The following is a 24,845-nucleotide window of genomic DNA, read 5'->3' on the forward strand; positions in this document are numbered from 1 at the left end:
CCGGCGCTTTCAGCGCTTACCACCATCGTGATGTTCTTTCTTTGGAATCAAGCGAATTCATAGAATATGGAACTCGTGATAGAGAATCATTTTATTTGTTGCTGATTAACACCGCCTTAAGTATGTTGATTTTTGTGACTTATAAATAGGGCTATACCTAATTTACTTCATTTTTCCTTACAGGAGTTTGGTCTACTACACAGATTATCTCTTTGAAATATCCGCAAAGATCGAGCCACTTTTCAGGGTAGATATAGATAAACCGTTCCATCGTTTCAATAGAATGTAGCACGAGGCAATCAATCGTATCTGCCTTTTTATTTTGTAAATTAGAGAGAAGTACATGTGGGATGGTGTAATAAGGATAGAGCTGATAAGGATTTAGTATGACCCGGGAAATATTTTTTTCTTCTATATATTTGTCCGTCACAATCTTTTGGATTGCAAAGCTTTCATTCGTATGTAAATCACCGATCATGTAGTTTGGATTCATTAGTACAATGCCTCTCATTTCGCTTCACCCATTCTTTTTGCTAACCATTCTTGCCAAATGGAGGATGGGGTATTCAAAGTAAGAGGCGTGAAACTAGATAATTGACTTCAATTTATTGATGTTTTTGAGTTGCTGGATATTTTCGAGCACCTTGTTGGTCAAGTCTACCTTTTTTATAATCGGGAAGGTTTGTAAATCTTCGATGAAGCTTTCCATTGTAAACCAATCGATTGAAGGTAAAGGAAAGAAGGTGTGGTCGCTCCAGGCATCAAGTAGAGTGGGACTGTAAACTTTACATTCTATTGCAGAAGGCGTTTCAGAGGTGAAAATGGACTTCCAATAATCCTCCCGAGAACCAGTATGGTGAACTGCTTTTGCAAATTGCCCCACACCTTGAAAAACAGTTGGATTCTGAAAGAGAAGTTGATATAAGATTTTTCCAGTTTCAATACGCTGCTTCGGATCAGCAAAGCGCTCAACGGTTAGTCCAGTTAAGGAATAGAGTCTGTCTTGCTTTTTTGCATAAGGAAAGATAACCGTCGTAAACCCTAAAAGTTCCTGCAGCTGAAAATCAAGCCTTCTTAGGATTTCACCATGTCGGGTACGGTTAATTACCCTTTCCTGAAGCATTCTTTGTTCATTGATGATAAGAGCGGATGTTAATAGAGGTGAATGAGGTTCATTTAAAAACGATTCCCATATCGGTGCCATGAATCTTGAAATATGAAAGATTTGTAGAAACTTTCTTAATGGAAACTTTCTTCGTTTGGAATGTTCATATAAAAGGAGCTGTGGAAAGGAATCTGCAAAGACTGCTGAATTTGCGCGTTCGAGGAAAAGAAAAATTTTTGCCGATCCTCTTTACTGAAGAGATGGGTCATGGATGAACTCTTTAAATCAGTCATATGGTATCCACCGTTTCTGGAAACCATATGAGCTAAAAAAGACCAATGAACCTCGGGATTCCGCCTGTAATAGGAAAGATAAGCTTGAGTCCTTTCCGGTTCATGGCAGCTGTCTCTGTACGTACGCTCTTTACTAGAGCCGTTTCCTCAGGCAAAAATGCTTTTATTCATCTAAAGGGTGAAAAAGCTCTTTTTGTAATAGGGATTTTAGAGTGCCAAACCTTTCTGCATCAATAATCGGTTTAGTTTTGACAGGTGGTTTGCCTATCAACTTCTGCACATATTGCGAGAACATACAATCACCACGAATGTTTTTTACTTATTATATGCAGCGCACCAAGAAAGGGCTTTGCCTTTGCATCGCCCTCAAATTGTTGACTGATGAGGAAATTTTATCGTCATCGATTACTTTTCTTCTTCTTTTCCCGGTTCAATAAAATATAATAAACTATCCAGAAAAGTAACACGGGAATGAATGATAGCGGTCTATACTGGACCGGAACGGCAAATAAGATGAATATGGATGAAAATAAAAAGGGTACCGCTAGGAGTATATATTTTCTCCAATGCATATGCTGAACCTCCTTAAGGTTGAGTCGTACTTATAAGAATAAAGGATTATTCATTAATAATCTAGAAAAGTCACAATTGACAAAAATATACACCCATAGTAATCTTTAAACACAAGGTAAAAATATCCAATAATTTATAATAAATGGAGGCGAACGTCATGACTAAATTAGATAAACACATTGATGTGATAATCGTATATTTTCATACATCCGCCTGCCTTGAGACTTTGTTTTTATAGACAAAGGATCGAACGTGCTCATTGATTATTTTTAAGCGCAGGTTGTGGAAGTTTCGCGGCCTGCGCCTTTTATATGTGTTTCTTACGCATCTAAAAAAGCTTCCGCTTAATTAACGGGGGCTTTTTGTTATTTAGGGAATCCGATGCAATAGCATCCTTTCAATATAAAAGATAGGAGGAATTATTAATGAGACAAATAACAATGGTGGTTCTACTCCAACCAGGAGATCCAGAAAGCGGCTAGCAAATTAATGGTGAGAACATAAGGGAGGGGAATTCATGTTTGCGATATTTAAAAAGCTGTCCTGGTACTTTAAAGAGCAATGGCAGCGTTATACCTGGGCCATTTTATTTTTATGTCTAGTGAATATTATGGAGGTTATTCCACCAAAGCTTGTCGGGAATGCCATTGATGACATGAACAACGGCAACATGACGCAAGAAGGAATCATGAAATACGTTATCTATTTGCTCATTGTCCTATGTGTCAGCTATCTATTTGGGTACTTATGGAGTTATCTTTTATTCGGCGGCGGAAACTTGGTCGAACGAAAACTTAGATCCGGGTTTATGGGGCACTTGTTGAAAATGACGCCGGCTTTTTATGAAAAAAACCGGACAGGAGATTTAATGGCAAGGGCCACCAATGATTTAAAGGCAATCTCGCTCACTGCTGGGTTTGGGATATTAACGCTCGTTGACTCAGTTCTATTTACTATCACGGTTGTGATTATGATGGGTGCAACTATCAGCTGGCAATTGACGATTGCGGCTGTGTTGCCACTTCCAATCATGGCCCTAATGATGCAAATTTACGTGAAAAAAATTTATAAACGTTTTACGGATGCACAGGCAGCCTTTGGTAACTTAAATGACAAAGTGCTGGAATCCATTTCTGGTGTACGGGTCATCCGTGCCTATGTTCAGGAACGGGAGGACGAAAAGCGATTTGATGAAATGACTGAGGATGTATATCGTAAAAACCTCGAGGTAGCGAAAATTGATGCACTCTTTGACCCGACGATTAGCATTATCATCGGTATCAGTTATTTAATCAGTTTGGGTTACGGTGCCTATCTTGTTTTTCAACAAACCATTACACTAGGAGGTCTTGTTTCATTCAATGTGTATCTTGGAATGTTAATCTGGCCGATGATTGCGGTGGGTGAACTAATCAACGTCATGCAAAGGGGAAATGCTTCGCTTGACCGTGTTCAAGATACTCTTTCTTATGAAGCGGATGTGAAAAATTCATTAAAGCCGGAGAGGATTTCTAATCCGGAAAATATTGAATTTGATCAAGTTTCTTTTACTTATCCATCTTCCACAGTTGTTAATCTCTCCAATATTTCCGTTCAACTTGAGCGTGGGCAAACCTTGGGAATCGTAGGAAAAACAGGAAGTGGAAAAACAACATTCGTGAAGCAGTTACTACGGGAATATCCATTAGGAAACGGGGAGATTGCTTTTTCAGGTATGCCGTTAGAGAAACTGGAGCTTGAAGATATTCGTAAATGGATTGGGTACGTTCCGCAGGATCATTTTTTATTCTCAAAGTCTGTGAGAGACAATATCTTATTCGGTAAAATGGATGCAACGGAAGATGAACTGGCTGAAGCTATCCGGCTTGCGGATTTTGAGAAGGATTTAACGATGCTGCCTAAGCGTCTTGAGACACTTGTCGGTGAAAAGGGGGTCGCTCTTTCAGGTGGGCAGAAGCAACGGATTTCGATTGCAAGGGCCCTGATTAAAAATCCGGAAATCCTTATATTGGATGATTCCTTATCAGCCGTCGATGCAAAGACAGAAACGACAATCATTGAAAATATCCAAAATGAACGGTCGGGGAAAACGACCATCATCACAACTCATCGCTTATCAGCCGTTCAGCATGCGGATCGAATTATCGTGTTGGACAGCGGGAAGATTATCCAAGAAGGAACTCACGAAGATTTACTGAAGCAAAATGGCTGGTATAGGGAGCAATATGAGCGACAGCAAGTTGACGCAGAAACGGAGGTGAGAGCATGAAGGTCGTAAAGAAACTCTATCAATATGCTGCTCTTTATAAAAAATTGATTATTGGTGCCCTAATCATGCTAGCGCTTTCCGTTGCCGCTGACTTAACGGGTCCATTCATCGCTAAAAAAATCATTGATTCTCACATACTTGGTATCGAATCTTCTTGGTATGAAACGGAAAAAGGGAAAGATGCTGTCGAGTACGGTGAAAATTGGTATAAACGGGCAGATTATTTTACTGAAGATGAGAAGAAAGGAAAAGAAGTCCATGTATTGCAGGTTGGCAATCAATTCGTCTTCGTCAATGAAGCTGTTGCCATCGATGGCGATAGAACTTTAGAAAACCAAACATTAATAATTGAGAAAAACGGAAAAGAGCAAATGGTATCAGTAGAGAAATTAACAAGTCAGAAATTAATGGAGTTTTACCAACCAGAAATTCCGCGAATTATGAAGCTTGTAGCTTTTTACTTTGGTCTTGTTATCATTTCTTCTGTTTTTCAATATGGGCAGAGTTTTTATTTACAGAAAGCTGCGAATCGAATTATTCAGAAGATGCGAAATGATATTTTTACACATATTTCCCGATTGCCCATTCGTTATTTCGATAATATGCCCGCTGGGAAAGTTGTTGCTAGGGTTACTAATGATACTGAGGCGATTCGAGAGTTATATGTGACGGTGCTCGCTAACTTCTTTTCAAGCACGATTAATATTATCGGCGTTCTCATTGCTTTGTATATTTTGGATGCGCGTGCAGGGCTCATGGGCCTTATACTTATTCCCATTATCGTTATCTGGACGAAGGTATATCGCAAGTTCGCCTCGAAATATAATCACATCATTCGGGAACGAGTCAGTGATATTAACGGGATGATCAATGAATCCATTCAAGGAATGAACGTCATTCAGGCATTCGGGCGTGAAAAGGAGACAAAACATTCTTTCGAAAAATTGAACCGGGAGCATTACTCGTATCAAAATAAAATGCTCAATTTAAATTCATTAACGGGAGGAAACTTGATTGGTGTCATTAAGGTTATGGCGCTAATAGCATTTGTCTGGTATTTCGGCGGGATGTCGCTTACAGCAAGTTCAGCTATTTCTTTAGGGTTGATGTATGCAATTGTTGATTTGATCAGTCGTCTGCTTCATCCGCTTCACGGGATTGTCAATCAGTTTGCTAACCTAGAACAAGCTCTTGTTGCAGGGGAGAGGGCATTCAGTTTATTGGATGAGCAGGGATTAGAAGTCAGTGATGAAAACATTTCCCGATATAAAGGAAACGTGCAATTCGAAAATGTCTCATTCGGCTATAAAGAAAATGAATATGTGTTAAAAAACATTTCATTTTCTGCGCAACAAGGTGAGACAGTAGCTTTAGTTGGTCATACTGGGTCGGGAAAAAGTTCAATAATGAATTTGTTGTTCCGTTTCTATGATAGTAGTGAAGGACAAATCAAGATTGATGGAAGGGATATTTTAGATATTCCTCATCAAACTCTTAGAGAGCATATGGGAATTGTCCTTCAGGATCCATATTTATTTACTGGAACCATAGCTTCCAATATCAGCCTTAATCATAAAGATATCACAAGGGAAATGGTTGAAAAGTCATTAAAAGATGTAGGCGGGGACAAAGTGCTGAAGCATCTGCCTCTAGGGTTAGATGAGCCGGTTATTGAAAAAGGCGGGACATTGTCTTCAGGACAGCGGCAGCTAATCTCTTTTGCACGCGCGCTCGCATTTAATCCGGCTATTTTGATTTTGGATGAAGCCACAGCAAGCATCGATACAGAAACAGAGGCCATTATCCAGGAAGGAATGGAAGTACTGAAGAAAGGAAGAACGACCTTTATCATTGCACATAGGCTTTCCACGATTAAAAATGCCGATCAAATTCTTGTACTGGATAAAGGGCAGATTTCTGAGCAGGGGACACATGAAGAATTAATGGAGTTGAAAGGAAAGTACTATCAAATGTATGAACTGCAGGCTGGGTCGCATAAGGGAATGGCTGGATAAAACCTAGAAAATGAGGGATACTTACGAAGAGGTGATAATAATGAAACAAGGAATTCATCCTGATTATCAGCAAGTAGTATTTATGGATACTAACAGTGGTTATAAATTTATTACAGGCTCTACGAAAAAATCTAACGAAACAATTAAGTGGGAAGACGGTCAAACTTATCCTTTATTAAAAGTAGAGATTAGTTCAGATACGCATCCTTTTTATACCGGCAAGCAGAAATTTGCTGAAAAAGGCGGACGTGTGGATCGCTTCCTAGAAAAATATAATATGAAGAAATGATGTTAAGGCTATCGAGAAATCGATGGCCTTTATTTTTATTTTGGGAGATGGAAGAACTCGTGGGTAAATTAAGGTTTATAATTTTTTTAGTAATAACGTAGTGAATGCCTCATTTAAAATCCTAATAATAGAAAAAAGGGTTGCTCCAGGCACCCTTTTTTTCTATATATTTTATTTAACTGGAATAGCATGCGCTTTTGCACTTTTTATAAGAGCAGCGTCAAAGTCTTTAATTAAATCATCTGGATTCTCAAGGCCGACAGAGAGACGAAGCAGGCTGTTGGTGATGCCTCGTTTTTCCCTTTCATCAGCAGGCATGGCAGCATGGGACATTTTTGCCGGATAGGATAATATCGATTCCACTGCTCCAAGACTAACCGCAAAAACAGGAAGTTCGACAGTGTTCACAAATGAGCGGAAAATTTCTTCGCTTTCTAATTCAAATGATAAAACTGCACCTGCACCAAGGGCCTGTCCTTCCTGGATTGCATGCTGTGGATGATCAGTAAGTCCAGGGTAATACACCTTTTTCACTAATGGCTGCTGTTTTAAGTAGTCTGCAATTTTTTCTGCTCCTTTTTGAGAGTGTTCCATTCGTACAGACAAGGTTTTCAGACCTCTCATAACAAGCCAGGCATCCTGGACACCAAGTACCGCACCAAAGGAGTTTTGAAGGGAACCGAGTCTTTCAGCCAATTCAGGATCTTTTACGACAGCAAGCCCAGCTACGACATCACTGTGTCCGGATAAAAACTTCGTCGCACTATGAAGGACAACATCCGCGCCTAAGTTCAGCGGTTTTTGCAGAGCTGGTGTCAAGAATGTATTGTCGACAAAACTCAATGCGCCGACTTTTTTTGCGATATCACAAACGGCTTTAATATCAGTCACCTTAAGCAATGGATTTGAAGGTGTTTCAATGTATATCGCTCTCGTATTAGGTTGAACGGCTGCTTTAACGCTTTCGAGGTCCGTCATATCAACGAAAGTATGCTCGATGTTGAAGCGGGTCAACACGCTTGTAACCATCCGGAACGTACCGCCATACACATCTTCTGAGATGACGATATGGTCGCCAGCAGAAAGCAGAAGGAATGCTGTTGAAATGGCCGCCATACCTGATGAAAAGGCAAAGCCGCGAGTACCATCTTCAAGCTCGGCAATGATATCTTCAAGTGCTTCCCGTGTTGGATTTCCGCTCCTGCTGTAATCGTACTTGCCGAATGTATCGATATCAGTTTGATGGAAAGTGGAAGCGTGCTGAATAGGGACGCTCACACCGCCTGTTGTCGGATCGAATTTATGCTGGTTATGAAGTAATTTGGTTTCAAAACTGAAATCATGATTTGTCATCGTAGTGCCTCCCTTTTTACATGTGCAAATGCTTGTTGCAGGTCTTGAATTAAATCGTCGCTGTCTTCGATGCCAACCGAGAAGCGTAGAAGTCGATTACAAACCCCATTAGCAGTTCTAACTTCAAGAGGGATATCGGCATGTGTTTGTGTAGCCGGATAGGTGATGAAGCTTTCAACGCCTCCAAGACTTTCTGCAAATGAAATTAATGAAAGTGATTGTAAAAATGGATTGACAGCTGCTTCGTCAATTATCCGGAAAGAAATCATACCACCTCTACCGGGATACAGGACGTCCGTTACACATTCATGTTCTGATAAATAATCTACAAGGATTTTGGCGTTCTTTTCATGACGTTCCATCCGCAGTGCCAGGGTTTTCATTCCGCGCATTAACAGCCATGAATCAAATGGGCTCAACACCGCTCCTGTTCCATTATGATGGAAGGCAATCGAATCACATAATTCTGCACCTTTAGCCACGATTAGTCCAGCCAGAACATCATTATGACCACCGAGATACTTCGTTGCGCTATGGATTACAATATCAGCTCCAAGCAGGATAGGCTGCTGCAGAAGCGGCGTATAAAAAGTGTTGTCAACAATCAACAGTAAATTAAATTGTTTGGCAAGTGCGGCAACAGCGCTAATATCTGTTTGCTGCATAAGAGGGTTAGTGGGAGTTTCGATAAAGATGGCTTTTGTTTGAGGAGTAATAGCTTTTTCGATATCCTCTAAACAACAAGTGTTTACATAGTCACACTGTAAGCCCCATTTTTTAAAACCTTGTTCTAGCAAACGATATGTACCACCATATAGATCTTCGCTGACTATCCATGCATCACCTGATTTAAATAAGGCTAGTATGGTCGAAATGGCCGCCATTCCTGAACTGCAGGCATATCCTTGGTCGCCTCTTTCAAGGTTGGCGATGGATTGTTCCAAAAGTTGACGTGTTGGATTACCTGTCCTTGTGTAATCGAATCCAGTTGATTGGCCAATTCCTTCGTGACGGAAAGCTGTCGAAAAGTAAACCGGCGGATTGACTGTTCCTGTCGCCGTTTCACTGCGATTACCTAGTTGAGCAAGATATGTTTCTGTTTTATACATAGTTTTCACTGCTCCTTTGTGTTTTATAAAATAAAAAAAGTCTTCTTTAAGAAGAAGACTTGGTTAAGTATGGACGAGTCATTCTTCTTATCTTCCAAGTTCACAAACTTGTGGAATTAGCACCTTTTCATTGGTTTGAAACAAATGAAGGTTGCTGAGGTGTCATCGGGCCATTCCCTATACCTCTCTCGATAAGAGTTTAGATTATTCAATTTCTTTTGAATTTACTATATATATAAAGTGCTGTCAAGAACATTCTGGGAAAATATTGCTTGATAATTCTTTATTGGTTAATTAGGACTAGCGTTGTCAAAACATGATTGGTCCAATAAAAAACCCCTAAAATATTGTGGAAACCGATGGTATAAGGTGTTGAGATTCTTTAAAAGACTTTGTTTAATTAAATGGATTTTCTGAAATATAGGGAAGGTTTTGTTCAGTTTTTTTGCTTTAAAATAATAAAATTTGTACAATGAATAGAGAGAATTAATAATATGTCATTATTCATTTCATATACATAAGGTTTTCGGTGGATAGTGCAAACATAGGAGGAGAACACATGGAATACAGAATCGAACGAGATACGATGGGTGAAGTGAAAGTTCCTGCTGATAAGTATTGGGGAGCACAAACCGAGAGAAGCCGTAACAACTTCAAAATTGGTAATGAAAAAATGCCGATTGAATTAGTCCGTGCGTTTGCATATGTAAAGCAAGCGGCAGCTAAAGTGAACTATGACCTTGGTGATCTTTCAGAAGTGAAAAAGAATGCCATCGTTAAAATTTGTGGCGAAATTCTAGAAGGTACACTTGATGAACATTTCCCCCTTGTGGTCTGGCAAACAGGCAGTGGCACGCAAAGTAATATGAATGTGAATGAAGTGGTCGCTAACAAAGGGAATGAATGGTTAAAAGAAAACGGTGAGTCCGAAACCCTTCACCCAAATGATGATGTCAACAAGGCGCAAAGCTCTAATGACACATTCCCAACGGCTATGCATATTGCAGCCTATATGGAAGTTGCTGAAAAATTAGTACCGGCGATTAAAGTACTTCGTGATACTTTTGCAGCAAAAGAAAAAGAATTCTGGGATCTTGTGAAAATTGGACGTACACATCTTCAAGATGCAACACCACTAACTTTAGGTCAAGAAATCTCTGGTTGGAAAGCGATGCTTGATAAAGACTTAGTGATGATTGAAGAAAGCAGTCAAAAACTATTGAATCTAGCACTAGGCGGTACAGCTGTAGGTACTGGGATCAATACGAAAAAAGAATTTCCAGGACTTTCTGCAAAACAAATCGCGGCGGATACAGGACATTCTTTCGTAACATCGGATAATAAGTTCCATGCATTAACAAGTCATAACGAAATTGTTTACGCTCATGGCGCATTAAAAGCATTAGCAGCGGACTTAATGAAAATTGCGAACGATGTTAGATGGCTGGCAAGCGGCCCAAGAAGCGGAATCGGTGAAATCGCTATTCCTGAAAACGAGCCAGGTAGCTCTATCATGCCAGGTAAAGTAAATCCAACACAAAGTGAAGCGCTAACAATGATTGCGACACAAATTGTTGGTAACGATGCAACAATCGGCTTTGCAGCAAGCCAAGGTAACTTCGAATTGAACGTATTCAAACCAGTTATCATTTATAACTTCCTACAAACTGTTAAATTATTGACAGAAGGCATTCACTCTTTCAACAATAATTGTGCAGTAGGCATCACAGCAAATGAAGATAAAATCAAAGAAAATGTTGACCGTTCTCTTATGCTAGTAACAGCATTGAACCCACATATCGGTTATGAAAAAGCAGCTAAAATTGCCAAAACTGCATTCAAAGACAACTCTACATTAAAAGAAGCAGCGTTGAAATTGGAATTCTTGACTGATGATGAATTTAAAGCATGGGTAGATCCTGCTAACATGGTTAATAAATAATTGCTTATGATCACCCTCCCGCTGTTTTTAGGGAGGGTGTTTAAGGTGTTAAAATAATAGAATAAACAAATACTGAGTATATAAGTTTCTAGAACAGGAGGGAATACAATGGCTTTATGCCCGCTTTGCAACGGCCTCAGAAAAATTCATGTGAATTGCCCGGAATGTGGCAGTGATCTTGATGATAAAGGAAAATTCATGGATTATGCAGATTCATACAGTGCATACATGGATATAGACACACTTAAGCAAAACGATGGATACCCGCAATCGCTCCAAAAAGGTCAATGTCCACACATCATGAACTGCTCTAAATGTGGACATGATGAAGTGGTACTTGTGCAGGAATAGATTTTTTATAGATATAGTAGAGTTCAAGACCTTAGCTGAAATATACGCACAAAGACCCATTCATATGAACGGGTCTTTGTTTGGATATGAAATTTAATTAGAAAGTAACTTCAAGCCATACTCCATTTGTGATTCTCCTTCAGCAAAAATGCGCTGCTCGGACCCTTTATCAAAAAAGTGGGCTTTATTCATGTCGAGAGCAAGTTCAATATTATCGCCTGCTTGGATGATGTTTTTGGCATCGATGCGCGCGACGAAGTCCTGGCCAGCGAATGTCGAGTAGAGCATAATTTCGGCGCCCATGAGTTCAGCTACATCGACTTGAGCCGTGAATGTAGTGTTTGGAGACTCCTTGATGTAAGCTCCTTCATTATGGAAATCCTCTGGACGGATGCCAAGGATAATTTCTTTTCCGATATAGCCTTGATCACGCAACGTATTCATTTTCAATTCGGGTACTTCAAGCGTTTGCTCCCCAATTTTAATGATGCCTTCTTTTAATGTTCCGGTAAAGAAGTTCATAGCTGGTGATCCGATAAAGCCACCCACGAAGACATTCACTGGTTTCTCGTACACGTCTTTTGGTGCGCCGACCTGTTGGATGATACCGTCCTTCATAACAACAAGTCGTGTGGCCATGGTCATTGCTTCTGTTTGATCATGAGTGACATAAATTGTTGTAGTGTCCAGTCGTTTATGTAGTTTTGCGATTTCAGCACGCATTTGAACCCTGAGTTTGGCGTCAAGATTTGATAATGGCTCATCCATTAAAAAAACTTTTGCGTCTCGTACAATTGCACGACCGAGTGCCACACGCTGGCGTTGTCCACCTGAAAGTGCTTTCGGCTTCCTATTTAAAAGGTCTTCGAGACCGAGGATTTTTGCTGCGTCATTGACCCGCTGCTTGATTTCCATTTTTGGCGTTTTACGGAGCTTTAATCCAAATGCCATATTGTCATAGACGGACATATGAGGATATAAGGCGTAGTTCTGAAAAACCATCGCAATATCACGATCTTTTGGTGGGACATCATTGACCCGCTTGCCGTCTATATATAAATCTCCTTGGGAAATGTCCTCAAGTCCGGCAATCATCCGTAAAGTCGTCGATTTCCCGCAACCGGACGGTCCCACGAAAACAATGAATTCTTTATCGGCCACACGAAGGTTAAAATCTTTAACAGCTGTTTCTTTTTTATCATAAACCTTAAATATATGATCTAATACTAACTCTGCCATGAAAATTCCCCCTTTTAAACTCCTAATTACTTGTACCAATAACTATAGTCTAATCTATCAAATTGGAAAAAAGTATAGGCACACTGCACAAAAAAGGATAATAATTCCTTTGTTAACTTTGCAAATAATAGTTAATCATTCAGCAAAAGAATTAAGTAAGCAGCCAAGGCATGCGGAAAGTTTCTAATATCGAGTCCAGTTTTTTCAGTGAATTTATCTATTCGGTATTGTAGGCTGTTTCGATGTATATAAAGTTGCTTTGCGGCATAGGTTGCATTGGAATTACACTCAATATACGTTTTTATCGTCTTCATTAGTTCAGTATCATTCATGGTTTTACCGAGTATTTCATTGATATACCAAGTTTTACTCGTTGCAGATTGGTCACTTATCAGTGAGTGAGGAATGATGTCGGCCAAATCAGTCACTTTTAAATCTGGCAAATGCAATTGTGCCAGGTCAAAACACTTATTCTCCTGATTTCTGTGATAAGGGAGTTCTTGGTTTACAGGGTGAAAGCGACCGGTAAACATTCGAGTCTTAACATAAAAATCACTCTCAAGCGTGGTTGAAATAGCAAGCAGTTCATTTTTTGATAACCACTCATCTGTGTCTGTTTCAATTAAAATACCCGCCTTTTCATTTTCCCAGATCAAGACTGAATCAGATGGGACAAATGCGAGGAAGGCATCCTCGAAATGGGAGTGCGAAAAATCAGCATGAGTCAGATTAAAGTGGATAAACCGGACATTCTCCCAGCTTGTTAAAGGCAAGGGTGCATTAGGTTCGAATAAAAAAGTATTCCATGGTGTGTGAGGAAACGTGTTAATTTTATTTTGGAAAAATAAAGGAGTAAAGAGTAGTTCCAACAAACGGATTTCCTCGGCCGAAATTTCTGAACGGGGAATACCGATTGTGCTCCCAATAGAGTCTTCAAACCAAATATAAGAAGTAATGTTCTTCGTATCTTGTATATTGGAAAGAGCGTTTGGAAATTTTTGTTTAAGATTTTCAAGCATCGTGTTCACCTTCTTTCTCACTATCTATCTCATTATAGCGAAAAAGAATAAAGTGGAAAAGAAACAATGGTATTACAAGTTATTAGAAAAACAATAGGACAAGGACATTGATTTTCAAGCTATTTTAATAGTTTTTTTTCGAAGTAATGATTCTATACCTTAAATTACACCAATAAACCCAAATGGACGGAGGAAATGGTCGTATTGCTTTTATTATGTAATTTGTGAAACACACTGTTTTTCAACGTATGATTTTCTTGCAACCTTGCAAACATGATTCCTTATAAATGTCATATTCAAATCAGAAGCGATCAAGTTACCGGCAAAATTATTTTGACCTATGCAGTCAAAGACGAAGGAAGAAGTTCCTTCTTTAATAATATGAGCTATTTTCTCATACCTCTCTGAATTAATAATAAGGCTAATTTGGCTGTTAATTTTGGAGAATTTTATATTTTAATATAATAAAATATTAGCTGAAATTAAAGGAATACTCACATGACTAAGGGATTTAGAACAAAAGTTGGATAGAGTAAGATAAAAACTAATAATATATTCCTGAAAGTTCTAAATATTTAAATATTATCTTGAATTAGTATAACGGTAAGGTTATGATTCGTGATATAAGTGTTATAAAAAGTGGAGGTGGAAATGTAATTATGAAGACGAAGTGGCTAATATCAGTCATAATCCTATTTGTTTTCATTTTTCCTCAAAATCTAGTTTTTGCTGGGGAGGATAAGAATGAAGGGGTCAAAGTAGTACGTGATAATTTTGGAGTACCCCATTTATACGCTAAAAATAAAAAAGATTTATATGAAGCGTATGGATATGTTATGGCAAAGGATCGACTATTTCAGTTGGAAATGTTCCGTCGCGGAAATGAGGGGACCGTTTCAGAAATTTTTGGAGAGGGTTATCTTTCAAAAGATGAGCAATCCAGAAGAGATGGATATAGTAATAAAGAAATTAAAAAAATGATTGATGGTCTGGATCGTCAGCCAAAAGAATTAATAGCAAAATTTGCTGAAGGTATTTCACGTTATGTAAATGAAGCTTTAAAAGATCCAGATGATAAGCTTTCGAAGGAGTTTCATGAATATCAGTTTTTACCGCAAAAATGGACTTCAACAGATGTTGTCCGTGTTTATATGGTATCCATGACCTATTTTATGGATAATCACCAGGAGTTAAAAAACGCAGAGATACTTGCAAAGCTAGAAGATGAATATGGGACAGAAGTTTCCCGGAAAATGTTTGATGATTTAGTGTGGAAAAATGATCCTAGCGCTCCTACAAGCATTGTAAGTGAGGGGAAACCAAAAAGAGACTCGTCTTCTCAAACCCTTCAAATAATGTCTTCAGCTGTAATCAAAGCTTCTGAAAAAGTCGGAAAGGAAAGGGAGAATTTTGTCCAATCATCTGAAGAACTTGGATTACCGTTAAAGATAGGCAGTAATGCCGCCATAGTCGGTTCCGAGAAATCTGCAACAGGAAATGCTTTATTATTCAGTGGACCACAAGTAGGATTTGTTGCTCCTGGATTTTTGTACGAGGTAGGTTTGCATGCGCCAGGTTTTGATATGGAAGGTTCAGGATTCATAGGCTATCCTTTCATCATGTTCGGAGCCAACAATCACTTTGCTCTAAGTGCTACAGCTGGGTACGGAAATGTAACCGATATCTTTGAGGAAAAATTGAATGCGAAGAACTCTTCCCAGTATTTATACAAAGGGAAGTGGAGAGACATGGAAAAGAGGAAGGAATCTTTCACAGTCAAAGGAGACAATGGAGAAAAGAAAACAGTAGAAAAGATTTATTATCGGACAGTACATGGGCCTGTAATTAGTAGAGATGAAACAAATAACGTGGCATACAGTAAGTCGTGGTCTTTCCGTGGAACTGAGGCCCAAAGCATGTCGGCTTACATGAAAGCGAATTGGGCAAAAAACTTAAAAGACTTTGAGAATGCAGCTAGTGAATATACGATGTCTTTGAATTGGTATTATGCGGATAAGAAAGGTGATATAGCGTATTATCATGTAGGGAGATATCCAGTAAGAAACAGCAAAATTGATGAAAGAATCCCTACACCAGGAACAGGAGAATATGAGTGGAAAGGTTTTATTCCTTTTAAAGAGAACCCTCATGTAATCAATCCGAAGAATGGCTATGTAGTTAATTGGAACAATAAGCCTTCTAAAGAGTGGGTAAATGGTGAATATAGTTATTATTGAGGAGAGGATAATCGAGTCCAACAATATATCAACGGGATGGAAGCGAGAGGGAAAGTTACATTAGAGGATATTAATGAAATTAATTATACGGCAAGCTTTGCACAGCTTCGAGCAAACCTCTTTAAACCGTTATTGATTGATGTGTTGGACAAGAATAAATCAACCAACGGGAACTATACCTATTTAATTAAAAAACTGGAAGAATGGAATAATCTAAAAGAAGACGAAAATAAAGATGGATATTATGATGCAGGGATTGCGGCATTCTTTGATGAATGGTGGAATAATCTCCATGATAAACTCTTTATGGACGAATTGGGAGACTTCTATGGAATAACGAAAGAAATTACCGATCATCGCTATGGGGCTTCATTAGCATATAAAATATTAAGCAAGGAATCTACAAACTATAAATGGGTGAACGTAGATCAGGAAAAAATAATAATGGAAAGCACAAACGAAGTACTTGCTAAATTGCAATCAGAAAAAGGGTTAAAAGCAGAAAAATGGAGTATGCCTATAAAAACGATGACTTTTGGTGAAAAATCATTGATTGGTATTCCCCACGGGTATGGCTCAATGACTCCAATTATTGAAATGAATCGTGGAAGTGAAAATCATTATATTGAAATGACTCCGACAGGGCCGAGTGGCTTTAACATCACACCGCCTGGTCAAATTGGATTTGTAAAAAAAGATGGAACGCTAAGTGACCACTATGATGACCAACTAGTTATGTTCGCCGAATGGAAATTCAAGCCATACTTATTTAACAAGAAAGATATTAATAAAGCAGCTAAAAATGTTAGCGCATTAAATATGAGTAAGTAGAAAGTAACGATTTGAATAACCTATCATTCAAGCATAAAGAGCCTATACTATTGATGCTGTGACCTCGATTTTGAATCGGGGTCATTTTTGTAATCCCCACTTGTAATGACACTTTCAAAAGTAGGTTACAAACAAAACGCCGGGGCAAGGGGAAATCTTACTCCGGCAATATATTAAGAATAATGGGAGAATCGATCTATTTGGGGAGATGCTCAATCATGTGCATGATAGATTCAGTAAGGTATTAAGATATTATCAGCAATTATTTTGCCAGCCAGCTGCTCATATATTCTTCATCTTCTATATCGTGTGCGTCCTTTACGATATACAAGGGACGGAATGTATCGACCATGACGGCTAGTTCCTGTGTTTCTTTTTTACCGATACTTGCCTCAATTTTGCCTGGATGCGGCCCATGTGGCAAACCGCTTGGATGAAGGGTAAGAGAGCCTTTTTCAATACCTCGACGGCTCATGAAGTTACCATGAACATAGTATAGAACCTCATCACTGTCCACATTGCTGTGGACATAAGGAGCAGGAATGGCTTCTGGATGGTAATCATACATACGCGGCACAAATGAACAGACAACATAATTATGCGCTTCGAACGTCTGATGTACTGGCGGTGGCTGATGAACGCGCCCTGTTATCGGTTCAAAATCATGAATGCTGAACGCATAAGGAAAGAGGTAACCATCCCATCCTACCGCATCAAGCGGATGAAAATCATACGTATAGGATGTAATCATACCTTGTGCTCGCACTCGTATTTCAAATTCTCCTTTTTCATCTTTCGGCTCCAGTTTTTCTGGTGTCCGGAAATCACGCTCGCAATAAGGTGAATGCTCAAGGAGTTGGCCAAATTCATTGCGATAGCGCTTTGGAGGAACAATAGAGGAATTTGATTCAACAATGAAAAATCTAGCTTCCTTTGACTCTAAAACTACACGATATGTTGTGCCTATTGGAATGACAAGATAGTCACCAGGTCCGAAACTTAAATCGCCGAAAATACTTTCAATCTTGCCCGTGCCTTCATGAACAAACAACAATTCGTCACCTTCACCGTTCCGATAAAAATAATCCATCTGCTTATTAGGGCGTGCAACACCGAGAGCTACATCATCGTTAGCCAGGAAAATTTTGCGGGCTTCTAGAAAATCACCGCCTACATTTGTATTCCAGGTCCGGAAATGACGATGTATTAACGCATCTTTTTCTTCAAGTTCATAATGAACATCACGAATTTTTGCTGCTTTCTTAACTTGTGTTGGCTGATTGATATGATAAATGAGTGACTGAATACTCGAGAAACCTTTCGTGCCCATCAATTGCTCATAATATAGGCTTCCATCGTCCTTACGAAACTGAGTATGACGTTTATGTGGAATGCGGCCCATTTTAACATAATGTGTCATTGACTAAACTCCTTTTCCGTTGCTGTCATCTTTTATATATAGGTGCTACTTCTTCACGTTTTGCGTACCTAAAATCATTGCCTCTGAAAGGGCCGGCAAAACTTGACCGCTTACTTCACCAAAACCAATTCGATATCCATCTCCTTGGCACCAGCCACTGATAGTCAACTTGTCTCCATCTTCAATCCAGCTTCGTTTACCGCCGCTGTTAAGTTTAAGCGGCTCTGTGCCACGCCATGAAAGTTCAAGCAGGCTGCCACGTTCTTCACGGTTAGGACCGCTGATAGTACCAGATGCATGCATGTCACCAGGGCGTAGATTACATCCAGTAATGGTATGGTGAGCCACCTGTTGAGCAATCGACCAATACAGATAGCTAAAATTTGTATTCGTAATTTTGGTTGATTGTTCTGTGTTTTCTGGTGTCAAATGAGCTTCAAGGTTAATATTGAATGCGCCGTCTTTTGTTTGCTGTAAGTATGGAAACGGCTCCGGTTCCTGCTGCGGCCCAGGTGTGCGAAAAGGATCTAGTGCTTCTAGCGGCACAACCCAAGGAGAGATTGATGTAGCGAAATTCTTAGAATTAAATGGTCCAAGAGGCTGGTACTCCCATGCTTGAATATCACGTGCACTCCAGTCATTCACGAGAACTAGCCCAAAAACATGATCTTCAGCCTGATTAACTGGAATTGGTTCTCCAGGGCGGTTGCCAGGTCCAATAAACCAACCCATTTCAAGTTCGAAATCAAGCTGAATAGATGGACCAAATACTGGATCTGCATCTTTTGGTTTGCGCTGTCCCGAAGGGCGCCGCACCTTTGTACCACTTGGAACGATAGAACTGGACCGTCCATGATATCCGATCGGCAAGTGTGTCCAGTTTGGCATGAGTGCATGATCTTTTCCTCTGAACATAGTCCCCACATTTGTTGCGTGCTCTCTTGAGGCATAGAAGTCTGTATAGTCTCCTATCTTTGCAGGAAGTAGCATCTCTACATCTTTCAATGGGTGGAACGCTTTTAAACGAAGTTCTTCATCATCACGTAAATCAGGCGTGTTCGCATCCAAAAGGTATTGTAATTTCTTACGTACAGAAGTCCAGGCGGGACGGCCGAGTTCCATAAATAGATTGAGTGAAGAAGCGGAAAAGACATTCTTTTCTTCTGCACCGGTCCCCTTTAACAGCCCGGCATCGTCAATTACAGATAAATCAAGAACATATTCACCAATGGCTGTACCGGCACGCGGGCCTTTGTCTTTGAATTGAAAGATACCATATGGCAAATTTTGAATCGGAAAATGTGATTCCGGTGTTGTTTCGATAAAAGAATATTTCATCGTGGTGCCTCCCCATTAAAAATAGTCAGTTCACCAAGTTCTTTACGCGGCTCATCAAAGCTACAGCTTCCGTATGAAGCAGCGAAGACAGTGCGGGCTTTGTTGATTTCGGAAGAACTGATAGATAAACTCTGCCAAGAAAGCGTGTCTGGTGTAAATGAAAAGTGTGTTGGATCCTCATCCAGCAAAATGGTTTCAATGATTTTGCTGTCTATTGAATGGCAGTAGGAAAGAAGGGCTGCTGTAAATACGTTAACAAAGCCATGCATTTTTGTTTCCACTTCATTTCGATACTGGCGGATTGGATGATGCAGACCCGCTGTGAATTTTAAAGTTAGATTTCTTTTTCGAGATTCATGAATAACAATCGCTACTTGTTCGACAGAAGGAAATAAATCCGATGTAATGCCGCCCATGCGCATTTTAATACCAATACTTTTCAAAGATTTTTGATTGATCAAGCGAATAGTATCCAATGTGTATGGAAGTTGATCAATCGTTCCTGTTATTTCACAATAAATCGGATAACTGGCTGTTTGTTTTTCAAGTTTCTCTAAGAAAGAAGAATCAACTTTTTCTGGAAGCGGAACTTCGATCGCCTCAATGGTACCAGCTGTTTTATATGTTTCTAAAAAAAGGTGAATATCTCCCATAGCCGTTTCAATTTCTAGGGGTTTCGTTAAAATAACAGATAATCGAAGTGGATATTGATCATTAAATTGATCTTTATATGGTTCGAGTTCACTCAGTCGTGAAGCGGGAATAACAAATGGACCAAGCATCCAGCTGTCTGAATCATGGATATATGCATGATAATTTGAAATTGCTTCTGGAAGCGGAAGTGCACTTGGTGGAAACAGGCCTGCATAATCAATAAGTTCGGTCATAAAATGACTGAGCGCTTCCTCTTTCCACATTCCATTTACTTTTGTTAACAACAACCTCACACCTCCTATAATAGGAGGCCATACTGGGTATTACGCCAGATGGCCGGTTCATATTAAATATTTCCACGAAGTTCCTGTTCGCGTTCAATCGATTCAAACAATGCTTTAAAGTTTCCATCGCCAAAACCAAGTGCACCTTTACGCTGAATGACTTCGATAAACATAGTTGGACGGTCAACTAATGGTTTTGTGAAAATTTGGAGCAAGTACCCTTCATCATCACGGTCTACAAGGATATTAAGTTCTTGAAGTCGTTTCACATCTTCATCAATATCCCCTACACGATTGGCGAGGTCTGCGTAATAAGTGTCAGGAGTCTTTAAGAACTCAACACCATTTTCTTTTAGTGTGGCCACTGTGGTGATGATATCGTTTGTTAAAAGGGCAAGATGCTGAACACCTTGACCATTATAGTAATCTAGGAATTCTTGAATTTGAGATTTGCGTTTTCCTACAGCAGGTTCATTGATCGGGAACTTAATGCGTCCTGTTCCATTCATCATAACTTTTGACATTAGGGCTGAGTACTCGGTCGAAATGTTTTCATCATCAAAATGTTTCAGAACAGTAAAACCGAATACTTTTTCATAATAATTTGTCCATTCGTCCATTACTTCCACATTACCAACAAGGTGGTCAACACCGATTAAGCCTGAAGGTTGAGCTCCAAAGTTGTCCTCACAAGCTTTAAAACCTGGCAGAAATCCACCTTTATAATCGATTGGCTCAACAAGCGTGTGAATCGTATCCCCATATGTGCCTAAGATTGCCTTTCTTACTTTCCCATTTTCATCTTCTTCCACCCATGGTTCTCGAAGAGCGATGCCACCGCGTTCAATAGCACCCGCATAAGTTTTTTCTAGGTCTTTTACGAGAAGGGAGATATCTTTTACTCCTTCGCCATGAGTTTTAATAAACTCAGCCACATCTGTGCTGTCTGATAGAGTACCTGTTAAAATCAATCGGATGGTGCCCTGTGCCATAACGTAAGATACACGGTCACGGGAGCCTGTTTCTAGTCCTTTATATGCTATAAGCTTGAATCCGAAAGCGTTTGCGTAATAATAAGCAGCCTGCTTTGCGTTCCCAGTATAGATTTCTACGTAATGGACACTCTTAACCGGAAACAATTCCTCTTTCTTTGCTTTAGAAGATCCAACTGTTTTTTTAGTCATATTTACCGCTCCTTTATCATTTTTTTCAACGTAAATAAGCTGAATTTTCTTAATTTTCCGCCTGTAATAGTTCACATCATAATACATAAAAATTCACCGCGCAAATATGTGTTTTACCGCGGTTGACCATCATGGTAGCAACATTTTAACGCGATAAAACATATTTGCGTTTAGGTGTACTCTTGCACATTTTTTGTATATCTACTTAAAATGTTAGCAACTAAATAAAAGGGGAATTAGATATGAAAATTAGTGTAAAGTTCTGCCCTAGTAACTTCGAAGATGAGTTGGAAACTATGAAAGATAAATTAATGGAGTGTAGCGGTCTAGAGGTTATTGAGGATAGATGCTTGTTGTATTGCGGACAATGTTTAATGCAGCCGTTTGCAGTTGTGAATGGTGTAAACATTGTCGCAAACGATCCAGTTGAACTTCTCGAAAAAATTGAAGAATATGTAGCTAGGCTTAAACAAGGAGACACTGTGTGAACAACGAGAATATGAAAGTAGGAATAATTGATTATTGCTTTGATTGACAATATATCATTATATTGTTTTCCCCGAGAAACATGCGAACCTTCAGAGAGCATCCATCTATGATAAAATATATGTAAAACCCTACTACAAATGCTTATTAATTGCATTGATTGATATCTTCGCTTATATGATGGGAAAAATTCAAGGCCTGTTCCCAAAAAGGGAGCAGGCCTTGAATTTTTTGGTTTGGTTTCTTATTTCATCCAATCTGGTTTTCCGAAGCCTGCAAACTTGCTATCGATTACTTCTTCAAACTTGTCTGATTCAACTACTGATTTAATATCCTTAGCAAATTGTGCATCTACATCTTTTGTATTCACAGCAACAACATTACGATACATATCCGGCATGTTTTCTAAAACAAGGGCATCTTGGAGATCCATTTTTGCTGCAAGAGCGAAGTTACCTGGGACCGCTGATAGGTCAACGCTGTCTGTTGCACGAGGCAATTGAGCCGATTCTAATGGTTTGAATTGAATGTTTTTTGGGTTCTTTGTTACATCTTTTTCAGATATTTTTAAGGGATCGACATCTGGCTTGACTTCAATTAAATCTTCATCTACTAGGACTTTAAGTGCACGTGCAAGGTTAACTGGATCGTTCGGTAGGGCTAGTGATGTACCATCTTTAATGTCTTTCAACGATTTATATTTGTTCGAGTATATACCCATTGGTGCTGTCGGTACAATAACAAGGTCAGAAAGCTCTAAATCATTTTCTTTTGCGAAGTTATCCATATACACTTTGTGCTGGAAAAGGTTGGCGTCGATTGAATTGTTGCCAAGCGATTTATTTGGCTGGATATAGTCAGTGAATTCAACGATTTCTATTTTGTAGCCAAGATCTTCTAGGCCTGGCTTGATGGCCTCTTTTACCATATCCGCGTAAGGACCGGTAGTTGCTCCGATTTTCAATTCTTTTTTGTCTTCAGTTTTTGGGGAAGCATCATCGCTTCCGCAAGCTGCCAAGCCAAGGGATAGTGCGCAAACAGATAATAAAGAAGCTATTTTTTTCATTTGAAATTCCTCCTGTAATATGTTGTATTAAATCATTGTTAAAATGACTGATTCTATCGTTTGTTTACTAAGTATGAGGCCTTGTCACCAACCATTTGAATGATTTGTACAAGGCAGATTAACACGACGATTGTCGTGATCATGACTGTGTTGTCATAACGGTAATAGCCGTACCGAATGGCCAGGTCACCAATTCCGCCCCCACCGATTGTCCCAGCCATCGCTGAGTAACCGATAAGTGAAATGGTCGTTAACGTCAACCCTTGAATGATTCCCGGTTTTGCCTCAGGAAGAAGTACATCCTTAATGATCATCCATGGAGTGGCACCTACAGCAATTGCAGCTTCAATCACACCTTTATCTATTTCGCGTAATGCCGATTCAACGATTCTTGCAAAAAAAGGTATCGCGGATACAGATAGGGAAACAGAAGCCGCTCTTGGCCCTATCGTTGATCCAGTAAGCAAATCCGTTAAAGGAAGGAGGGCGACTAAGAGAATGATAAACGGGATTGAACGGACAATATTGACAGCGAAACCGAGAGATCGATTCACGACGTTATTTTCAAAGATTAAATTCTTGGTCGTTGTAAACAGCAATACTCCAAGAGGTAAACCAATTAGAAGGGCTACCGCAAGGGAGATTCCAACCATATAGATTGTTTCGAGAAAGGCTTTATTAAGGTCAGGTAAAATATTGACGACGGAATCAAACAGTGACATGTTTCAATACCTCCACAGAACTGGTCCGATTTGTTATATATTCCAGTGCCGATTGAACTTCAGCAGCCTCACCAATTAATTCAATGATTAAGATTCCTAATGGAACATCCTGAATATATTCAATTTTGCCGTGCAAGATATTTCCCTTTACTGAATACTTTTGTAGAGCATCGGAAAGAATTGATTCACCGGCGGTGGGCCCTTCAAATTGAATTTGAATAATCGTTCCTTTGCTTTCCTCAATTAAGTGTGAGGGAAGCTCAAAATCCAATACACTGCTGATGAATTGCTTCGTCAACTGCTGCTTTGGTTGTGAAAATATCTCATAAACAGATCCTTCTTCGATAACCCTGCCATCCTGCATGACAGCGACTCGATGGCATAGTTCTTTGACTACTTCCATTTCGTGGGTAATCAATACTATAGTGATACCAAGTTCCCGACTAATCTTTTTTAATAACTGTAAAATCGCTTTTGTTGTTGTTGGATCAAGGGCAGAAGTCGCTTCATCACATAATAGTACAGTAGGGTTATTGGCTAAGGCTCGCGCTATACCGACCCGTTGCTTTTGACCTCCGCTGAGCTGGGCCGGATAGACATCCTTTTTATCACTAAGCCCAACTATGTCCAGCAGCTCTAGAACGCGACTTTTGATGACGCCCTTTGATTTGTGTGCGGCTTTCAAGGCGAAAGCAACATTTTCAAAAACGGTTTTGGAACTGACTAAGGAAAAGTGCTGAAATATCATACCGGTTTTTTGTCGTTGTTTTCGAAGCTCTTTGCCTGATAAAGACGTTAAGTCAATCCCGTCAATAATGATATTTCCTTTTGTCGGACGTTCAAGCAAATTTAAGCAGCGTATTAATGAGCTTTTTCCGGCTCCGCTGTAGCCAACAATCCCATAAACTTCACCAGTCTGAATTGTCAAAGATACGTTATCCACTCCGACAACTCGGGTATTTTTCGATATGTAATCCTTTCGGACTGATCGGATTTCAATCATGAGCCTTCCCCCTTAAACATAAAAAACTGCCTCTATCATTCAGAAAGAGGCAGCGAAATTATT

General features: G+C 39.5%; 18 protein-coding genes, 2 pseudogenes and 1 riboswitch. Of the genes and pseudogenes, 7 read left to right on the forward strand and 13 right to left on the reverse strand.

Translation table 11 applies throughout. From position 1 onward, the window contains the following. Positions 1 to 157: 157 nt before the first annotated feature. Together AKG34_RS03880 and AKG34_RS03885 are read right to left on the reverse strand one after the other, a co-directional pair. A complete protein-coding gene (locus tag AKG34_RS03880) occupies positions 158 to 511 on the reverse strand; it encodes a hypothetical protein (RefSeq protein WP_152952239.1) in 354 nt (117 codons plus the stop codon). A gap of 75 nt (positions 512 to 586) precedes the next feature. After that, positions 587 to 1,431 (reverse strand): annotated as a pseudogene (locus AKG34_RS03885) (DUF2515 family protein); the annotation flags it as partial. Positions 1,432 to 2,488: 1,057 nt separating this feature from the next. On the opposite strand from AKG34_RS03885, the gene AKG34_RS03890 reads away from it, so the two are divergent. The 3 genes from AKG34_RS03890 to AKG34_RS03900 are packed head-to-tail and all read left to right on the forward strand — an operon-like array spanning position 2,489 to position 6,544. Next, entirely contained in the window at positions 2,489 to 4,240 is a 1,752-nt protein-coding gene (locus AKG34_RS03890; RefSeq protein ID WP_053344865.1) for an ABC transporter ATP-binding protein, read from the forward strand. Continuing rightward, positions 4,237 to 6,255: an ABC transporter ATP-binding protein gene (locus tag AKG34_RS03895; RefSeq protein ID WP_053344866.1), complete on the forward strand. Its 2,019-nt coding sequence runs from the start codon at positions 4,237 to 4,239 to the stop codon at positions 6,253 to 6,255. The genes AKG34_RS03890 and AKG34_RS03895 overlap by 4 nt, the downstream gene beginning before the upstream one ends. A 40-nt stretch (positions 6,256 to 6,295) precedes the next feature. Further along, entirely contained in the window at positions 6,296 to 6,544 is a 249-nt protein-coding gene (locus AKG34_RS03900; protein WP_053344867.1) for a type B 50S ribosomal protein L31, read from the forward strand. A gap of 171 nt (positions 6,545 to 6,715) precedes the next feature. On the opposite strand, the gene metC is transcribed toward AKG34_RS03900, so the two are convergent. Both metC and AKG34_RS03910 read right to left on the reverse strand, forming a co-directional pair. Continuing rightward, positions 6,716 to 7,897 (reverse strand): cystathionine beta-lyase, encoded by a 1,182-nt coding sequence (gene metC / locus AKG34_RS03905; protein ID WP_053344868.1) that lies wholly within the window; start codon positions 7,895 to 7,897, stop codon positions 6,716 to 6,718. Continuing rightward, entirely contained in the window at positions 7,894 to 9,006 is a 1,113-nt protein-coding gene (locus tag AKG34_RS03910) for a methionine biosynthesis PLP-dependent protein (RefSeq protein WP_053344869.1), read from the reverse strand. The genes metC and AKG34_RS03910 overlap by 4 nt, the downstream gene beginning before the upstream one ends. 84 nt (positions 9,007 to 9,090) lie before the next feature. Beyond that, a riboswitch (SAM riboswitch) is annotated at positions 9,091 to 9,204 on the reverse strand. A gap of 361 nt (positions 9,205 to 9,565) precedes the next feature. Here AKG34_RS03910 and fumC point away from each other — a divergent pair. Together fumC and AKG34_RS03920 are read left to right on the forward strand one after the other, a co-directional pair. Further along, complete coding sequence (fumC, locus tag AKG34_RS03915; RefSeq protein WP_053344870.1) at positions 9,566 to 10,948, forward strand: class II fumarate hydratase; 1,383 nt, start codon at positions 9,566 to 9,568, stop codon at positions 10,946 to 10,948. Positions 10,949 to 11,056: 108 nt separating this feature from the next. Then, the gene (locus AKG34_RS03920; protein WP_053344871.1) at positions 11,057 to 11,299 is read left to right on the forward strand and encodes a hypothetical protein; all 243 of its coding nucleotides are present in this window, start codon (positions 11,057 to 11,059) and stop codon (positions 11,297 to 11,299) included. Between the two features lie 93 nt (positions 11,300 to 11,392). Here AKG34_RS03920 and AKG34_RS03925 read toward each other — a convergent pair whose 3' ends face one another. Both AKG34_RS03925 and AKG34_RS03930 read right to left on the reverse strand, forming a co-directional pair. Next, positions 11,393 to 12,538 (reverse strand): ABC transporter ATP-binding protein, encoded by a 1,146-nt coding sequence (locus AKG34_RS03925; RefSeq protein WP_053344872.1) that lies wholly within the window; start codon positions 12,536 to 12,538, stop codon positions 11,393 to 11,395. 131 nt (positions 12,539 to 12,669) lie between these two features. Continuing rightward, the gene (locus AKG34_RS03930) at positions 12,670 to 13,557 is read right to left on the reverse strand and encodes a PucR family transcriptional regulator (RefSeq protein ID WP_053344873.1); all 888 of its coding nucleotides are present in this window, start codon (positions 13,555 to 13,557) and stop codon (positions 12,670 to 12,672) included. Positions 13,558 to 14,216: 659 nt separating this feature from the next. Between AKG34_RS03930 and AKG34_RS03935 the strand changes: the two are divergent. Then, a pseudogene (locus AKG34_RS03935) lies at positions 14,217 to 16,625 on the forward strand (penicillin acylase family protein). Positions 16,626 to 16,887: 262 nt separating this feature from the next. On the opposite strand, the gene AKG34_RS03945 reads toward AKG34_RS03935, so the two are convergent. Genes AKG34_RS03945 through hppD form a run of 4 tightly spaced genes read right to left on the reverse strand, consistent with a single transcriptional unit; the run spans position 16,888 to position 21,505 of the window. Further along, on the reverse strand, positions 16,888 to 18,045 hold the full coding sequence (locus AKG34_RS03945; RefSeq protein WP_053344876.1) for a homogentisate 1,2-dioxygenase: 1,158 nt from the start codon (positions 18,043 to 18,045) through the stop codon (positions 16,888 to 16,890). A 45-nt stretch (positions 18,046 to 18,090) separates the two neighbouring features. Beyond that, positions 18,091 to 19,383: a fumarylacetoacetase gene (fahA, locus tag AKG34_RS03950; protein ID WP_053344877.1), complete on the reverse strand. Its 1,293-nt coding sequence runs from the start codon at positions 19,381 to 19,383 to the stop codon at positions 18,091 to 18,093. After that, positions 19,380 to 20,324 carry a hypothetical protein gene (locus tag AKG34_RS03955; protein WP_053344878.1) on the reverse strand — a complete coding sequence of 315 codons (945 nt, stop codon included), beginning with the start codon at positions 20,322 to 20,324 and terminating at the stop codon, positions 19,380 to 19,382. Before AKG34_RS03955 ends, fahA begins: the two co-directional genes overlap by 4 nt. A 59-nt stretch (positions 20,325 to 20,383) precedes the next feature. After that, a complete protein-coding gene (hppD, locus tag AKG34_RS03960; protein WP_053347980.1) occupies positions 20,384 to 21,505 on the reverse strand; it encodes a 4-hydroxyphenylpyruvate dioxygenase in 1,122 nt (373 codons plus the stop codon). Positions 21,506 to 21,747: 242 nt separating this feature from the next. Between hppD and AKG34_RS03965 the strand changes: the two genes are divergently transcribed. Beyond that, positions 21,748 to 21,993, forward strand: coding sequence for a DUF1450 domain-containing protein (locus AKG34_RS03965; RefSeq protein ID WP_053344879.1), 246 nt, complete (start codon positions 21,748 to 21,750; stop codon positions 21,991 to 21,993). A gap of 242 nt (positions 21,994 to 22,235) precedes the next feature. On the opposite strand, the gene AKG34_RS03970 is transcribed toward AKG34_RS03965, so the two are convergent. The 3 genes from AKG34_RS03970 to AKG34_RS03980 are packed head-to-tail and all read right to left on the reverse strand — an operon-like array spanning position 22,236 to position 24,782. After that, positions 22,236 to 23,057, reverse strand: a complete 822-nt coding sequence (locus tag AKG34_RS03970) for a MetQ/NlpA family ABC transporter substrate-binding protein (protein ID WP_053344880.1) — start codon at positions 23,055 to 23,057, stop codon at positions 22,236 to 22,238. Between the two features lie 53 nt (positions 23,058 to 23,110). After that, positions 23,111 to 23,779 (reverse strand): methionine ABC transporter permease, encoded by a 669-nt coding sequence (locus tag AKG34_RS03975; RefSeq protein ID WP_053344881.1) that lies wholly within the window; start codon positions 23,777 to 23,779, stop codon positions 23,111 to 23,113. After that, positions 23,766 to 24,782: a methionine ABC transporter ATP-binding protein gene (locus AKG34_RS03980; protein ID WP_053344882.1), complete on the reverse strand. Its 1,017-nt coding sequence runs from the start codon at positions 24,780 to 24,782 to the stop codon at positions 23,766 to 23,768. Before AKG34_RS03980 ends, AKG34_RS03975 begins: the two co-directional genes overlap by 14 nt. Between the last annotated feature and the right edge of the window lie 63 nt (positions 24,783 to 24,845).

The organism is Peribacillus butanolivorans (genome assembly GCF_001273755.1).
GTDB lineage: Bacteria > Bacillota > Bacilli > Bacillales > DSM-1321 > Peribacillus > Peribacillus butanolivorans.

Bases quoted from the DNA above. Each gene is read 5' to 3' on its own strand.
- AKG34_RS03880 (WP_152952239.1), bottom strand. From the start codon at position 511: ATGAGAGGCATTGTACTAATGAATCCAAACTACATGATCGGTGATTTA.
- AKG34_RS03890 (WP_053344865.1), top strand. From the start codon at position 2,489: ATGTTTGCGATATTTAAAAAGCTGTCCTGGTACTTTAAAGAGCAATGG.
- AKG34_RS03895 (WP_053344866.1), top strand. From the start codon at position 4,237: ATGAAGGTCGTAAAGAAACTCTATCAATATGCTGCTCTTTATAAAAAA.
- AKG34_RS03900 (WP_053344867.1), top strand. From the start codon at position 6,296: ATGAAACAAGGAATTCATCCTGATTATCAGCAAGTAGTATTTATGGAT.
- metC (WP_053344868.1), bottom strand. From the start codon at position 7,897: ATGACAAATCATGATTTCAGTTTTGAAACCAAATTACTTCATAACCAG.
- AKG34_RS03910 (WP_053344869.1), bottom strand. From the start codon at position 9,006: ATGTATAAAACAGAAACATATCTTGCTCAACTAGGTAATCGCAGTGAA.
- fumC (WP_053344870.1), top strand. From the start codon at position 9,566: ATGGAATACAGAATCGAACGAGATACGATGGGTGAAGTGAAAGTTCCT.
- AKG34_RS03920 (WP_053344871.1), top strand. From the start codon at position 11,057: ATGGCTTTATGCCCGCTTTGCAACGGCCTCAGAAAAATTCATGTGAAT.
- AKG34_RS03925 (WP_053344872.1), bottom strand. From the start codon at position 12,538: ATGGCAGAGTTAGTATTAGATCATATATTTAAGGTTTATGATAAAAAA.
- AKG34_RS03930 (WP_053344873.1), bottom strand. From the start codon at position 13,557: ATGCTTGAAAATCTTAAACAAAAATTTCCAAACGCTCTTTCCAATATA.
- AKG34_RS03945 (WP_053344876.1), bottom strand. From the start codon at position 18,045: ATGACACATTATGTTAAAATGGGCCGCATTCCACATAAACGTCATACT.
- fahA (WP_053344877.1), bottom strand. From the start codon at position 19,383: ATGAAATATTCTTTTATCGAAACAACACCGGAATCACATTTTCCGATT.
- hppD (WP_053347980.1), bottom strand. From the start codon at position 21,505: ATGACTAAAAAAACAGTTGGATCTTCTAAAGCAAAGAAAGAGGAATTG.
- AKG34_RS03965 (WP_053344879.1), top strand. From the start codon at position 21,748: ATGAAAATTAGTGTAAAGTTCTGCCCTAGTAACTTCGAAGATGAGTTG.
- AKG34_RS03970 (WP_053344880.1), bottom strand. From the start codon at position 23,057: ATGAAAAAAATAGCTTCTTTATTATCTGTTTGCGCACTATCCCTTGGC.
- AKG34_RS03975 (WP_053344881.1), bottom strand. From the start codon at position 23,779: ATGTCACTGTTTGATTCCGTCGTCAATATTTTACCTGACCTTAATAAA.
- AKG34_RS03980 (WP_053344882.1), bottom strand. From the start codon at position 24,782: ATGATTGAAATCCGATCAGTCCGAAAGGATTACATATCGAAAAATACC.